13 protein-coding genes and 1 pseudogene are annotated in these 13,504 nt (G+C 74.2%); 6 read left to right on the plus strand and 8 right to left on the minus strand.

The window, feature by feature from the left end; genetic code table 11:
- Positions 1-54: 54 nt before the first annotated feature.
- Entirely contained in the window at positions 55-543 is a 489-nt protein-coding gene (locus tag GEV43_RS31170; protein WP_160823724.1) for an ATP-binding protein, read from the minus strand.
- Between GEV43_RS31170 and GEV43_RS31175 the strand changes: the two genes are divergently transcribed.
- From GEV43_RS31175 to GEV43_RS31185, 3 genes are all read left to right on the plus strand, one after another.
- A complete protein-coding gene (locus GEV43_RS31175) occupies positions 544-1,077 on the plus strand; it encodes a DUF5753 domain-containing protein (protein WP_160823725.1) in 534 nt (177 codons plus the stop codon). It begins immediately after the preceding gene.
- A complete protein-coding gene (locus GEV43_RS31180) occupies positions 1,074-1,250 on the plus strand; it encodes a DUF397 domain-containing protein (protein WP_160823726.1) in 177 nt (58 codons plus the stop codon). The genes GEV43_RS31175 and GEV43_RS31180 overlap by 4 nt, the downstream gene beginning before the upstream one ends.
- Before the next feature lie 124 nt (positions 1,251-1,374).
- A complete protein-coding gene (locus tag GEV43_RS31185) occupies positions 1,375-1,800 on the plus strand; it encodes a hypothetical protein (protein ID WP_241683108.1) in 426 nt (141 codons plus the stop codon).
- On the opposite strand, the gene pgm is transcribed toward GEV43_RS31185, so the two are convergent.
- Both pgm and GEV43_RS31195 read right to left on the minus strand, forming a co-directional pair.
- A complete protein-coding gene (pgm, locus tag GEV43_RS31190; protein ID WP_160823728.1) occupies positions 1,790-3,430 on the minus strand; it encodes a phosphoglucomutase (alpha-D-glucose-1,6-bisphosphate-dependent) in 1,641 nt (546 codons plus the stop codon). The two genes, GEV43_RS31185 and pgm, sit on opposite strands and share 11 nt — an antisense overlap.
- A gap of 104 nt (positions 3,431-3,534) precedes the next feature.
- The gene (locus tag GEV43_RS31195; RefSeq protein WP_160823729.1) at positions 3,535-5,301 is read right to left on the minus strand and encodes a glycerol-3-phosphate dehydrogenase/oxidase; all 1,767 of its coding nucleotides are present in this window, start codon (positions 5,299-5,301) and stop codon (positions 3,535-3,537) included.
- Positions 5,302-5,450: 149 nt separating this feature from the next.
- On the opposite strand from GEV43_RS31195, the gene GEV43_RS31200 reads away from it, so the two are divergent.
- Together GEV43_RS31200 and glpK are read left to right on the plus strand one after the other, a co-directional pair.
- Entirely contained in the window at positions 5,451-6,293 is an 843-nt protein-coding gene (locus GEV43_RS31200) for an MIP/aquaporin family protein (protein WP_309239934.1), read from the plus strand.
- Between the two features lie 2 nt (positions 6,294-6,295).
- Positions 6,296-7,813 carry a glycerol kinase GlpK gene (gene glpK / locus GEV43_RS31205; RefSeq protein WP_160823730.1) on the plus strand — a complete coding sequence of 506 codons (1,518 nt, stop codon included), beginning with the start codon at positions 6,296-6,298 and terminating at the stop codon, positions 7,811-7,813.
- A 25-nt stretch (positions 7,814-7,838) separates the two neighbouring features.
- On the opposite strand, the gene GEV43_RS31210 is transcribed toward glpK, so the two are convergent.
- Together GEV43_RS31210 and GEV43_RS31215 are read right to left on the minus strand one after the other, a co-directional pair.
- Positions 7,839-8,351, minus strand: coding sequence for a UdgX family uracil-DNA binding protein (locus GEV43_RS31210; protein WP_241683109.1), 513 nt, complete (start codon positions 8,349-8,351; stop codon positions 7,839-7,841).
- 154 nt (positions 8,352-8,505) lie between these two features.
- Positions 8,506-9,732, minus strand: a complete 1,227-nt coding sequence (locus GEV43_RS31215) for an MFS transporter (RefSeq protein ID WP_206681343.1) — start codon at positions 9,730-9,732, stop codon at positions 8,506-8,508.
- Positions 9,733-9,818: 86 nt separating this feature from the next.
- On the opposite strand from GEV43_RS31215, the gene GEV43_RS31220 reads away from it, so the two are divergent.
- Positions 9,819-10,649 (plus strand): helix-turn-helix domain-containing protein, encoded by an 831-nt coding sequence (locus tag GEV43_RS31220; protein WP_160823731.1) that lies wholly within the window; start codon positions 9,819-9,821, stop codon positions 10,647-10,649.
- Here GEV43_RS31220 and GEV43_RS51510 read toward each other — a convergent pair.
- From GEV43_RS51510 to GEV43_RS31230, 3 genes and pseudogenes are all read right to left on the minus strand, one after another.
- Positions 10,646-10,795, minus strand: coding sequence for a hypothetical protein (locus GEV43_RS51510; RefSeq protein ID WP_241683110.1), 150 nt, complete (start codon positions 10,793-10,795; stop codon positions 10,646-10,648). The two genes, GEV43_RS31220 and GEV43_RS51510, sit on opposite strands and share 4 nt — an antisense overlap.
- Positions 10,786-12,383 (minus strand): annotated as a pseudogene (locus tag GEV43_RS31225) (FAD-dependent monooxygenase). Before GEV43_RS31225 ends, GEV43_RS51510 begins: the two are co-directional and overlap by 10 nt.
- Complete coding sequence (locus GEV43_RS31230; protein WP_160823732.1) at positions 12,380-13,486, minus strand: alcohol dehydrogenase catalytic domain-containing protein; 1,107 nt, start codon at positions 13,484-13,486, stop codon at positions 12,380-12,382. Before GEV43_RS31230 ends, GEV43_RS31225 begins: the two are co-directional and overlap by 4 nt.
- Between the last annotated feature and the right edge of the window lie 18 nt (positions 13,487-13,504).

Here is a 13,504-nt window from a genome sequence, read left to right on the forward strand (position 1 = left end):
CCGCCGTTCAAACCCCGGGCCGCCGCCGCCCGGGGCTTGAACGGCGCCACGACCTCACCCGCCCCGCGGCCCGTCCTGCCGGGACAGTGGACAGGCGAACTCGGCCCAGACCCATTTGCCGTTCGGGGGAGTGGACGTCACACCGCACGTGTCGGCCAGTTCGCGGACGATGGCCAGGCCCCGCCCGGTGACGAGCTGCTCCTCCGCCAGACCGTCCAACGCCGCGAAGTCCAGCTCGTCCACCGGCGCGGGTTCCGGGGGAAGAACGTCGGACGCGTCCCACACGCCCAACCAGACCGCCCGCACCCTGAACACCACCCGGAAGCGAATGGGCGTCTCCGGCGTCTCCTTGCACGCGTTGGTGACAAGCTCCGAAGTCGCGAGGCAGAGGTCGCCCACACGCTCCTTGAAGAATGGCGACAACCCGCCCACCGCGATGCGCCCCTCCAGAAGCAACCTGGCCGCACCCGCCGTACCGGCGCCAGGCAGCGCCTTCCAGTCCAGCACGCGCACAACCTCCGCGCCCGCAGTGACGACCTTCATGTGATCACCCTCCGTGATGATGTGCGTGCACATCGCAACGTTGGGCCTGTCTGGGTCGGAAGTCCCGAGGACTACGCGCGAGGGCTGTTCGAGGCGGGCGACCCGGACGACGTCGATCGGCTGTTGCGGGAGCGCATAGAGCGCCAGCTCGTTCTTCGCGAGACTCCGCCTCCGCACCTCTCCGTGATCCTGTCCCAGAACGCGCTGGAGTGGCCCGTGGGCAGCCCCGACATCATGCGGCGGCAGCTCGCCCATCTGCTGGCGGCCGGAGAGCAGTGGAACGTCGTGCTCCGGGTGGTCCCCAGGAACTGGGAGACGGGTGCCTATCTTGGGCTGGACGGGTCGTTCACGCGGCTGTCCGGGGCGGACTACGGTGAAGTGGCTTACACCGAATCGCCGGAGGGCGGGCGGCTCGTCTCGTTGGCGGAGGATGTGCGGAAGTTCGCCGTGCGGCATGATCGGATCAGTGCCAAGGCGCTGCCCGCGGGAGCGTCCAGGGACCTCATCTGGAACGTGATGGAGGCGATGACATGACGAGCATCGTGTGGCGGAAGAGCAGTCACAGCGGCGTGCAGCAGGGCGACTGCGTGGAGCTGGCCGACCTCGGAAATGTCATCGCCGTTCGGGACAGTAAGGACCCCGAGGGTGGGGTTCTGCGGGTGGGGCGGGAAGAGTTTGGTGAGCTTGTGCGGGTGTTGAGGGTGTGAAGTAGAGGTTGTGAACGGGTTTGCTCGGCGGGAGTTTCAGCTTGTGCTGCTTCGGCGGATGGCTGATTACCGGCCGGAGATGGTCGAGGCGGCCATGAGGGAACTGGGGGCTTCGCGTACTGAGATGCGCGGGGTGAACGCGCGGTGGCAGCGGATCGTGCGGTCGCGGGCGTTCCCGCAGGGGGTGCGGCGGTACGAGGCGGTGATCGGGCCGCCGGAGGAGACGCGGGAGCGGCGGGTCGGGGACGTCTCGTGCCGGGTGGCGTGGTGGCGGCTGTCGCTCTGGCCCGAGTTGAGGTTCGAGACGTTGCTCGGCCCGGACGGGACCGTCCTGCACGAGTGGCTCGTGCGGGCGGACGGCGCCGGGCCGAGGACGGTGGACGAGATGGTGCCCTGGTCGTGCGTGGTGGGTGACCTCGACGCGTTCGGGCCGGTGGAGCACTTCGCGGGGGACGCGCCGAGCCGGTGGCACGTGCGGTTCGGCGCGGACGGCGAGACCTACGTCGCGCATTTCGTGTGGGGGCTGCTACAGGACGTCGTCAGCGGGTGAGGGCCGAGGCCACGAGGTCGCGGGCCTGGTCCTGGACGGCCCTGAGGTGCTCCTCGCCCTTGAACGACTCGGCGTAGATCTTGTAGACGTCCTCGGTGCCGGACGGGCGCGCGGCGAACCAGGCGGATTCGGTGCAGACCTTCACGCCGCCGATCGGCTCGCTGTTGCCCGGCGCCTCGGTCAGGACCGAGGTGATCGGCTCTCCGGCGAGGGTGTCGGCGGTGACCTGGGACGCGTCCAGTTTCTTGAGGACGGCCTTCTCGTCGGGTGTGGCGGGGGCGTCCACGCGGGCGTAGGCGGGGCTGCCGTGGCGTTCAGTCAGTTCGGCGTAGAGGCGGCTGGGCGAGGCTCCCGTGACCGCGGTGATCTCGGACGCGAGCAGGGCGAGGATGACGCCGTCCTTGTCGGTCGTCCACGGCGACCCGTCGCGGCGCAGGAACGACGCGCCCGCGCTCTCCTCGCCGCCGAAACCGAGCGAGCCGTCCAGCAGGCCCGGCACGAACCACTTGAACCCGACCGGCACCTCGTACAGGCGGCGGCCCAGCGCGGCGGCGACCCGGTCGATCATGCCGCTGCTGACCAGGGTCTTGCCGACGCCCGCGGCGTCCGGCCAGCCGGGGCGGTGCGCGTACAGGTAGGCGATGGCGGCGGCGAGGAAGTGGTTGGGGTTCATCAGGCCCGCGTCGGGCGTGACGATCCCGTGCCGGTCGGAGTCGGCGTCGTTGCCGGTGGACACGTCGTACGCCGAGCGGTTGGCGATCAGCGACGCCATCGCGTGCGGGGACGAGCAGTCCATCCGGATCTTCCCGTCCCAGTCGAGGGTCATGAACCGCCAGGTCGGGTCGGTCTCGGGGTTGACCACGGTGAGGTCGAGGCGGTGCCGTTCGGCGATCTCGGCCCAGTACGCGACGCTCGCGCCGCCGAGCGGGTCGGCGCCGATCCGCACGCCCGCGTCCCGGACCGCGTCGAGGTCCACGACGGACGGCAGGTCGTCCACGTACGCGGCGAGGAAGTCGTGGCGGCCCGTGGTGTCGGCGTCGAGGGCCCGCTCGTACGGGATCCGCCGGGCCTCCTTCAGCCCGCCCTCGATGATCGCGTTGGCCCGGTCCTGGATCCACGAGGTCGCGCCGGTGCCCGCGGGGCCGCCGTTCGGCGGGTTGTACTTGAACCCGCCGTCGCGCGGCGGGTTGTGCGACGGGGTGACGACCACGCCGTCCGCGAGGCCCGACGTCCGGCCGCGGTTGTAGGTGAGGATCGCGTGGGACACGGCCGGGGTGGGGGTGTAGCCGTCGCGGGCGTCGACCAGCACGCGGACGCCGTTCGCGGCGAACACCTCCAGGGCGGACGCCTGCGCGGGCGCGGACAGCGCGTGCGTGTCGGCGCCGAGGAACAGCGGCCCGGTGGTGCCCTGCGCCGCGCGGTACTCGCAGATCGCCTGGCTGGTCGCGACGATGTGGTCCTCGTTGAACGCCGCGTCGAACGCCGACCCGCGGTGGCCGGACGTCCCGAACGCCACCCGCTGCGCCGCGACCGACGGGTCGGGCCGCAGGCTGTAGTAGGCGGTGACCAGCCGCGGCACGTCCACGAGATCGGCGGGGAGGGCGGGCTGCCCGGCGCGCGCGTCCACCATGAAAGCTCCTCAGGTTGTCGGTCCGGCTCGTCCCGGATCATCATCGTCCCGCGCGTGCCGCCCCGCCGCACGTCCGCCCCCGCGCCGGCGGGCGGCGCGGCCCGTCAGTCGGCCTCCTTGAGGCGGCCCGCCCGGCCGCCCTGCACCCGCTTGCGGACGCGTTCGGCGACGCCCGGCTGCGCGGACGCGGGCGGCGCCTCCGGCAGGACGGGCGTCGCGGACGCGGCGGCGACGGCCGCCTCGTCCACCTCGACCAGCCCGATGACCTCCGCGACCTCCCGCCGGACGCGCTCGTCGTCCCAGCCGAGCAGGCCCGCCATGATCGAGGCGGCGGGCACGGCGGCCTCCCGCGCGTCGCCGTACGCCTCGATCAGCATCCGGGTACGGCGCGCGAGCACGTCCTCCAGGTGCAGCGCGCCCTCGTGCGTCACCGCGTAGACGATCTCGGCCTTCAGCCACGGCCGCCCGGCCAGCAGCGGCTCGGCGAGCGAAGCGTCGCCGTCGATCAGTTCGAGGACCTGCGCGGCGAGGTTGCCGTAGCGGGAGACGAGCCGTTCCACGACGGCGGTGTCCAGGTCGTGGTCCTCGGCGAGGCGCCCGACCCCCGCCCGGATCGCGGGCAGCCCGTCGGCGCCGATCAGCGGCAGCCGGTCGGTGACCGACTCCGGCACCTCGAAGCCGTCCAGCGCCGCGTCCACGACGTCCCGCGCCATGATCCGGTACGTGGTGAACTTGCCGCCCGCGATGCTCGTCAGGCCCGGCGCGGGCGAGTCGACCACGTGCTCGCGGGACAGCTTGGTCGTCGGGGAGTCGGCGTCGGCGGCGACCAGCGGGCGCAGCCCGGAGTAGACGCCGACCACGTCGTCGCGGGTCAGCGGGCGCGTCAGCACGGTGTTGGCGTGCCCGAGGATGTAGTCGACGTCCTCGCCGGTCGCGCCCGGCTCGGCGCGGTCGCCCGTCCAGTCGGTGTCGGTCGTGCCGACGATCCACCGCTCGCCGCCCCACGGGATGATGAACAGCACGCTCTTCTCGGTGCGCAGGATCATCCCGGTCGTCGAGTCGATCGCGGCGGCGGGCACCATCACGTGCACGCCCTTCGACATCCGCACCGTGAAGCCCGGCCGCACCTCCGCCGAGTCGTTCAGCGGGTCGGTCCACACCCCGGCGCAGACCACGACGGCGTCGGCGGTGACCTCGACCTCCCGGCCGTCCTCGGCGTCGCGGACGCGGGCGCCGACGACCCGCTCGCCGTCCTCGCCGCGCAGCAGCCCCGTGACGGTGGCGCGGGTCGCGACCGCCGCGCCGTGGGCGGCGGCGGTGCGGGCGAGCGTCAGGGTGAAGCGCGCGTCGTCCACCTGCGCGTCGTAGTAGATCATCCCGCCGGTCAGGTCGTCGGCCCGCAGCCCGGGGACGAGCCGCCGCGCGGCCTGCGCCGACAGGTGCCGGTGCCGCGGCATGGGCCGCCGGACGCCCTCCAGCGTGTCGTACAGGGTCAGGCCCGCGCCGACGTAGGGGCGCTCGACCACCTTGTGGTGCAGCGGGTAGAGGAAGGTCACCGGCTTCACCAGGTGCGGCGCGAGCCGCGACACCAGCAGGTCGCGCTCCTTGAGCGCCTCGCGCACCAGCTTGAAGTCGAGCTGCTCCAGGTACCGCAGCCCGCCGTGGATCAGCTTGCTGGACCGGCTGGACGTGCCGGACGCCAGGTCGCGGCCCTCCACCAGCGCGACCCGCAGCCCTCGCGACGCCGCGTCGAGCGCCGCGCCCGCGCCGGTCACCCCGCCGCCGACCACCAGCACGTCGAACCGCTCCGAGGCGAGCCGGTCGATGGTGTCCCGCCGTCTCCGGGCGTCGAGGCCCCCAGTCACGTTCATGCGTCGTCCCCCGAGTCCGCGTCTGCGCCACGTGTGTTTCGCGTGGTACGTACGTTCCGTAAGGAACAGGCTACAGAACGCATAAAGTCACCGGCCGGGTGGGTATGGGCCGTGGTGTTCGGGGGAGCAGCGGGACTCGGGGGGCGCGCGTGGCCGGACGGTTGAGCAGGATGGGGCTGGCGGGCGAGATGCTCGCCGAGTTCGCCGGGACGATGGTGCTGATCCTTTTCGGCACCGCGGTCGTCGCCCAGGTCAGCGCGGCGATGATCGGCGACCACGACAGCATCGCGTGGGCGTGGGGCATCGGCGTCACGCTCGGCGTCTACGTCGCGGGCCGGACGACCGGCGCGCACATCAACCCGGCGGTGACGCTGTCGTTCGCCGTGTTCCGGGAGTTCCCCTGGCGCAAGGTGCTGCCGTACATGCTGGCGCAGACGGCGGGGGCGTTCATCGCCGCGCTGATCGTCCGCTGGAACTTCACCGAGGTCCTCGCCAAGGCCGACCCCGGGCACACCTTCAAGACGCAGGGCGTGTTCTCCACGCTCCCCGGCAACGGGACGCTGCCGGTCAGCATGTGGGGCGGGCTGCGCGACCAGATCATCGGCACGGCGATCCTGATGTTCGTGCTGTTCGCGCTCTCCGACAGCCGCAACATGGCGCCCGAGTCGAACCTCGGCCCGGTCGTCATCGGCCTGCTGATCGTCGCGATCGGCATGGCCTGGGGCACCGACGCGGGCTACGCGATCAACCCGGCCCGCGACTTCGGGCCGCGGCTCGCCCAGTACCTCACCGGCTACCGGACGGCCTGGCGGGACCAGTACGGCGACTTCTACTTCTGGGTGCCGATCGTCGGGCCGCTCGTCGGCGGCGTGGTCGGCGCCGCGCTGTACCGCGCGCTCGTCGGCAGGTTCCTGCCCGCGCCCGCGAGCGAGCTGGAGCCGACCAGCGCCCGCCGCGACCCCGATCCGGCCGACGGCCAGGAAGGACGATGACCATGCCCGACTTCGTGGGAGCGGTCGACCAGGGCACCACCAGCACCCGGTTCATGATCTTCGACCACAGCGGCACGGAGGTCGGCCGCTACCAGCTTGAGCACGAGCAGTTCCTGCCGCGCGCGGGCTGGGTCGAGCACAACCCGATCGAGATCTGGACGCGCGCCAGCGCCGTGATCCAGAGCGCGATGCAGGAGACCGGGCTGCACGACACCGACCTCGCCGCGATGGGGATCACCAACCAGCGTGAGACGACCGTGGTGTGGAACCCGAAGACCGGCCGCCCGTACTACAACGCGATCGTGTGGCAGGACACCCGCACCGACCGGATCGCCCGCGCCCTCGACCGCGACGGGCGCGGCGACGTCATCCGCCGCAAGGCGGGCCTCACGCCCGGCGCGTACTTCTCCGGCGGCAAGATCCAATGGATCCTGGAGAACGTCGACGGCGTCCGCGAGGCCGCCGAGAAGGGCGAGGCCGTCTTCGGCAACATGGACTCCTGGATGCTGTGGAACCTCACCGGCGGCACCCACGGCGGCGTCCACGTCACCGACGTCACCAATGCCAGCCGCACCATGCTGATGGACCTGGAGACGCTCCAGTGGGACGACGAGCTGCTGTCGTTCTTCGGCATCCCGCGCCGGATGCTTCCCGAGATCCGGCCGTCGTCCGAGCCCGCGACGTACGGCACGACCATCAGGCAGGGGCCGGTCGGCGGCGCCGTCCCGCTGACCGGCGTGCTCGGCGACCAGCAGGCGGCGACGGTCGGGCAGGTGTGCTTCGCGCCGGGCGAGGCCAAGAACACCTACGGCACCGGCAACTTCATGCTGCTCAACACCGGCACCGACCTCGTACGGTCCGAGAGCGGGCTGCTGACCACGGTCGCCTACAAGTTCGGCGACGAGCCCACCGTGTTCGCGCTGGAGGGGTCGATCGCGGTGACCGGCTCGGCCGTCCAGTGGCTGCGCGACCAGCTCCACGTGATCAGCAGCGCGGCGCAGAGCGAGACCCTCGCCCGCCAGGTCGAGGACAACGGCGGGCTCTACTTCGTCCCGGCGTTCTCGGGGCTGTTCGCGCCGTACTGGCGGCCCGACGCGCGCGGCGCGATCGTCGGGATGTCCCGCTTCAACAACGACGGGCACCTGGCCCGCGCCACGCTGGAGTCGATCTGCTACCAGAGCCGCGACGTGGTCGAGGCGATGGCGAACGACTCGGGCGTGACCCTCGACGTGCTGAAGGTGGACGGCGGCGTCACCGCCAACGACCTGTGCATGCAGTTGCAGTCCGACATCCTCGGCGTCCCGGTGAGCCGCCCCGTCGTGTCCGAGACGACCGCGCTCGGAGCCGCGTACGCCGCCGGGCTCGCCGTCGGGTTCTGGAAGGACACCGACGAGCTGCGCCGGAACTGGCAGGAGGACAAGCGCTGGACGCCGCACTGGGGCGAGGACGAACGGGCCGCGGGCTACGAGGGCTGGAAGAAGGCCGTCGAGCGCACCCTCGACTGGGTCGACGTCGACTGAGCCCGGACCCGCGGACGCGCTCGGCTCACGGTCGGCCGAGCAGCCCGGCGGCCACCTTGAGATCGCTGAGGAGCCCGGCGTAGGCGGCGTCCCGGTCGTCGGAGCGCAGCACCGACGACGGGTGGACGGTGGCGACGATCCGCCCGTTCGCCTCGTCGCCCTCCGCCGCCGTGCCGAGCCGGTCGTACGGCGGGCAGGGCAGCGGCACCCCCCGCTGCTTGGTCACCCGGAACGCGGACCCGAGCAGCGCCCGTCCCGCCGTGGCGCCGAGCGCGACGATCACGTCCGGCCCGATCAGGCGCAGCTCCGCGACCAGCCAGGGACGGCACGCCGCCATCTCGGTGACGCCCGGCTTCTGGTGGATGCGCCGCTTGCCCTCCCGCCGGGTGAACTTGAAGTGCTTCACCGCGTTGGTCAGGTACGCGTCGCCCCGTTCGATGCCGGCCTCCTCCAGGGCCCGGTCCAGGAGCCGCCCGGCGGGGCCGACGAACGGCTCGCCCTTGCGGTCCTCCTGGTCGCCGGGCTGCTCGCCGACCATGACGAGCCGCGCCCCGCGCCGCCGTCCCCGAAGACCGTCTGCGTGGCGTCCTCGTAGAGCGCGCACCCCCGGCACCCGGCGGCGGCCTCGCGCAGCCCGGCGAGGTCGGCCTTCTCGGGGACGAAGGGCCCGGCGTCGTTCGCTGAGGTGCTCATTAGGGGGAGCTACCCGCTTTCGGCCGGGATGTTCCGGCCGCGGGCTGGTCGTGGGGAGACGGGCCGTCCTTGCCGGAGACTCCGACGGCCAGGCCGGCGGCGGCCGACGCGAGGCCGACCGCGGCGACGGCGGGCCAGCCGCCGCGCGCCCAGGCGACCGAGCCGAGCAGGGAGCCGAGCGCGATCCCGAGGAACCGCAGTGTGAAGTACAGCGTGTTGAGCCGGTTGTGGGCCGCCGGGTCGCCCGCCAGCAGGACGGTCTGCGAGGCGGCCTGGTTGCCCCACACCCCGACGTCCAGGACGACCACGCCCGCCACCAGCCACCCGAGGCCCGTGCCGCCGGGCAGCAGGACGAGCCAGCCCGCGATCACCATGCCGATGAGCGCCGCGAGCGCGCCGCGCCGCCCGAGCCGTTCGGCGGCCCGGCCCGCGTACGGGGAGGCGAGCGCGCTCGCGGCGGCCACCAGCCCGAACAGCCCGATCCCGGTCGGGCCGATGTGGTAGTGCCCCTCCAGCAGGAACGTCAGGGCCGTCCAGAACGCCCCGAACGCCACCCCGACCAGCGCGCCCGACCCGGTGACGCGCAGGACCGGCGGCCGCGCGAGCAGCCGGGGCAGCGACGCGAGGGCGGCCCGGTACGCGCCCGCCGACACCGGCGGAACGGGCGGCAGCACCCGCCGCAGCACGAGCACGACCACCAGGGTCAGCGCGCACGAGCAGCCGTACACCGCCCGCCACCCGACCAGGTCGGCGAGCGCCCCCGCGTACGCCCGGGACGCGAGCACGCCGACCAGCAGGCCGCCCTGGACGGTCCCGACGACCCGTCCCCGGCCGCGGTCCCCGGCCAGCAGGACGGCCAGGGGCGTCACGAGCTGCGGCACCGGGGACAGCAGGCCGACCGCGAAGCTCGCCGCGATCAGGAACGCCACGGTGGGCGAGACCGCGCAGGCGGCGAGCGCGGCGGCCGACGCCGCGCCGAGCCCGAGGATCAGGCGGCGCCGGTCGAGGGAGTCCCCGGCGGGGACCAGCAGCAGGATGCCCGCCGCGTACCCGGCCTGCGTGGCGGTCGGGACGCTGCCGAGCTCGGCGGGGGAGGCGCCCAGCGAGGCCGCCGCGTCCGCGAGGAGGGGCTGGTTGAGGTAGACGTTGGCCGCCGTGACCGCGCTGGCCGCGGCCAGCAGCGGGATCAGCGCGCGGGGCGCGGGCGGCGAGGCTGTTCGGGTCACGTGGCCCGACGTTAGAACGGTCCCTGGCTGGCATACTTTCGCTGTCACGCCATCATCTGTCGAGAACGCGCCAACCGGGGAGGGGCATGTACGGCAAGAGCGAGAACCGCGACGACTACCAGCACGTCCCGAGGCCCGTGGCGGCGATGGCGCGCGACCTGCCGGACGGCCACCGCATCCCCGCCCACCGGCACCGCCGGGCCCAGCTCATCTACGGCACCACCGGCGCGATCACCGTGGTCACCGGCCGGGGCGCGTGGGTGGTGCCCGCCACCCGGGGCGCGTGGATCCCGGCCGGGATGGAGCACGCGATGACCTGCGCGGGCGCCGTCGCCATGCGCACCCTCTACATCGAGCCCGGAGCGGCCGGGCACCTGCCCGCCGAGCCGACCGTCGTGTCGGTGTCCCCGCTGCTGCGCGAGCTGATCGACGAGGCGACCCGGATCCCGGTGGAGTACGACCCCGAGGGCCGCGACGGCAAGGTCATGGACCTGCTGCTGCTCCAGCTCGCCCCGCGGCCCGTCCCGGCGCTGCACCTGCCCGCCCCGGCGGACGGCCCCGGCGGTTCCGGCGCCGCCGACAACGCTGACCTCGCCCGGCTCTGCGAGGCGATCCGCCGCGCCCCCGGCGAACGCTGGACGACCGCCGACGCCGCCGCGCACGCGCACCTGAGCGCCCGCAGCCTCCAGCGCCGGTTCGCCGCCGCGACCGGAATGAGCCTGGCCCGCTGGGTCCAGCAGGCCAGGCTCGTCCACGCGGTCACGCTGCTCGCCCGCGGCACGCCCGTCACGACGATCGCCGCGGCGCTCGGCTACGCGACCCCGAGCGCGTTCACCGCGATGTTCCGCCGCGCGCTCGGCACCACGCCCACGGGCTACTTCACCGACCCCGCTACCGGCGCCGGTCCGCCGCGTTAGCTGTTCGGTCGCGCGGCGGGGGCGGCCGCCGCGTCCGGCGACGCCTCGCCGCCGGCCCGCAACAGCGGGGCGAGGGCGGCGGCGAACGGGCCGAGGTCGGCCGGGCCCATCACCGCGGCGATGTAGCGGTCGGGCTTCACCAGCACGAACCGTCCCCGCGCGGCCCCCAGCGCGGCCTCCAGCGCCCCGTCGGCGTCAGCGACCGCCCGCCGCTCCCCGGTCGCGCGGGGAGCCGGTCGCCGAGGACGACCTCGACCTCCCGCACCGCCGCCCCCGCCGCGCCGGGCCAGCCCGCCGCGCGCGCCCGCGCCCACGCGGCGTCCGGCACGTCCACGCCGAGCAGCGCGGGGCCGTCGCCGAGCACCTCGTCCAGCAGCCGGGGCCGCAGGCTCGGCGGCACGAGGACGCGCGGCTGCGGGATCTGCGTGCCGGTCAGGGGATGCGCGCCCGCGACGACCCCCGCCTCGTGCCGGACGCGCGGCCGGAACCGCATCTCGGTCAGGTACCGCCGCCCCGGCCCGGTCAGCAGCAGGGCCCGCGCCGCGACGTCCCGGACCAGGGCGCGGCGGCGGCTCGTGGTCATGACGACGTCGCCGAGCCGTTCGGAGAACGCGACCGTCGCCGCCGCGTGCGGGCGCCGTTCCGGCTCGTAGGTGTCGAGCAGCCGGGCGTCCGCGCGGCCGTGCCACACCTCGGCGACCTTCCACGCGAGGTTGGCGGCGTCGCGGACCCCGGAGTTCAGGCCCTGCCCGGCGAACGGCGGCATCATGTGCGCCGCGTCCCGAGCAGCAGGCAGCGGCCGTCCCGCCAGCGGTCCGCGACCACCGCGTTGAACGTGTAGGCGGTGCAGCGCTCGACCTGGTCAGGGGTGATGTCGCGGTACGGGGCGATCAGCCGCCGGACCGTCCCGAAGTCGGGCTCGACGCCCTTCTCGCCCTCGTCCGGGCGCAGCCGGAACTCGTACCGGCACCGCCCGCCCCGCCCGGGGACGACCACCGCCGGGCGGTCGGGGCTGCCGTGGTGCATCCCGAACCGCTCGTCGTGGTGGTCGCCGACCGTGTCGGCCACCAGCCACACGTCCTGGTGGCTGGTGCCGGTCATGTCGATCCCGCGCAGCTCCCGGATCGTGCTGCGGCCCCCGTCGCAGCCCAGCACCCAGGACGCGCGCAGCTCCGTGACACCGCCGCCGTGCCCGCCGCCGTGCCCGTTCGGCCCGTGCCCGTTCGGTCCGTCCGGCCCGGCCGTGCGCAGGCCGGCGACGGCGCCGGTCTCGTCCTCGGCGACGGAGACCAGCTCGGTCGAGAACCGCACCTCCGCCTCGGGACGGGCCCGCAGCGCCTCCAGCAGGACGCGTTCGAGCTCGGGCTGCGCGAACTGGTTCTTGAACGGGTACCCCAGCCGGTACGGGGCGGGGCCGCGGGCGTGGAACAGCACCCGGCCGTTCCGGTCGTGGTAGCGGGTCCCGGTGCCCGGGACGACGATCTCCAGGACGCGCTCGGCCAGCCCGGCGGCCTGGAGCGTGCGCAGCGACTCGTCGTCCAGGCTGATCGCCTTGGCCTCGTCGCTGGTCCCGGCGTTGCGCTCGACCACGACGACGCGGACGCCGCGCGCGGCCAGCAGGTTCGCGACGGTGAGCCCGACCGGCCCGCCGCCCACCACCAGCACCGGCGCGGCCCCGGCCGCCCCGGCCCGGTCCCGTTCCGCCTCGGGCCCGCTCGGCTCCGGCGCGGTCACGGGTTCACCACCGCCATCCAGATCGGCTCCGCGCGGCTCTGCATCTCGGCCACGGCGCGGCCCGTCTCCGCCAGCGGGAACCGGTGCGTGATCAGCTCGTCCGCCTCCAGCGCGCCGCGCCCCAGCAGGCCGAGGACCTCCGCGGCGTCCGTCCGGGTGCAGGACCGGGTGCCGACCACCCGCCAGCAGTTGACCATGAGCGCGGCCATGGGCAGCGGCACCGGCGCCCGGTTCGCGCCCATGTGCACGAGCGTTCCGCCGGTGGCCAGCGACGTCATCGCCTGCGCGGACGCCGGCCCCTCCGGGACGAAGTCCAGCACCGCGTCCGCGCCCTCCGGGACCAGCCGGCGCAGCGCCCCGGCCAGGTCGTTCCGCCCGGACGACTCCCAGCCGTCCGGCAGCTCCTCCAGCGCGACCGCGTCGGCCGGCACGTCTCCCGCGAGCGCGCGGACGGCCTCCAGCCGCTCGGCGCTGCGGCCGACCAGCACGAGCCGCGCCACCCCGAAGTGCGGCGCGAGCTTGACCGCGGCGGTGCCCATCGTCCCGGTCGCGGCGGTCACGACGAGCGTGCCGCCGAGCGGCAGGTCCGCGCACTTCAGCGCGCGGACGGCGTTGGCCAGGTCGTGCACCTTCGCGCCGAGGTCGAACCCGACGCGGTCCGGCAGCGGGTCGATCAGCCAGTGCGGCACGCGGACGTACTCGGCGAGCCCGCCGTCGTGGTAGGCGTCGTACAGCGGCATCGGGACGTCGCCGAACGCGGCGTGCCCGATCATCGCCTGCTGCGCGCACATCATCTCGCGGTCGGTGCGGCAGTACCGGCACGCGCGGCAGGTGAGGTTCGGGTGCACGCGGACGCGGTCGCCGGGCGCGACGCCGGTCACCGCGCCGCCGACGGCGGCGACCGTCCCGGCGGCCTCGTGCCCGAGCGTCGTCGGCAGGTGCCGGAACGCGCCCTGCGCGAGCAGCCGCATCATGCCGGGCGCGAGCCCGGCGGCGGCGACCTTGACCAGTACGTCGAGCGGTCCCGGCTCGGGGACGGGGATCTCGGTCATCCGCGGCGCGTCGGAGCCCTTCTCGGCGCGCGCGGCGAGCATGGCGGTCATCGGCGTGGGTGCCCTCTC

The sequence above is a fragment of the Actinomadura sp. J1-007 genome (genome assembly GCF_009793335.1).
Taxonomy (GTDB): Bacteria; Actinomycetota; Actinomycetes; order Streptosporangiales; family Streptosporangiaceae; genus Spirillospora; species Spirillospora yumaensis.

Bases quoted from the DNA above. Each gene is read 5' to 3' on its own strand.
- GEV43_RS31170 (WP_160823724.1), bottom strand. From the start codon at position 543: ATGAAGGTCGTCACTGCGGGCGCGGAGGTTGTGCGCGTGCTGGACTGG.
- GEV43_RS31180 (WP_160823726.1), top strand. From the start codon at position 1,074: ATGACGAGCATCGTGTGGCGGAAGAGCAGTCACAGCGGCGTGCAGCAG.
- GEV43_RS31185 (WP_241683108.1), top strand. From the start codon at position 1,375: ATGCGCGGGGTGAACGCGCGGTGGCAGCGGATCGTGCGGTCGCGGGCG.
- pgm (WP_160823728.1), bottom strand. From the start codon at position 3,430: ATGGTGGACGCGCGCGCCGGGCAGCCCGCCCTCCCCGCCGATCTCGTG.
- GEV43_RS31195 (WP_160823729.1), bottom strand. From the start codon at position 5,301: ATGAACGTGACTGGGGGCCTCGACGCCCGGAGACGGCGGGACACCATC.
- glpK (WP_160823730.1), top strand. From the start codon at position 6,296: ATGCCCGACTTCGTGGGAGCGGTCGACCAGGGCACCACCAGCACCCGG.
- GEV43_RS31210 (WP_241683109.1), bottom strand. From the start codon at position 8,351: ATGGTCGGCGAGCAGCCCGGCGACCAGGAGGACCGCAAGGGCGAGCCG.
- GEV43_RS31220 (WP_160823731.1), top strand. From the start codon at position 9,819: ATGTACGGCAAGAGCGAGAACCGCGACGACTACCAGCACGTCCCGAGG.
- GEV43_RS31230 (WP_160823732.1), bottom strand. From the start codon at position 13,486: ATGACCGCCATGCTCGCCGCGCGCGCCGAGAAGGGCTCCGACGCGCCG.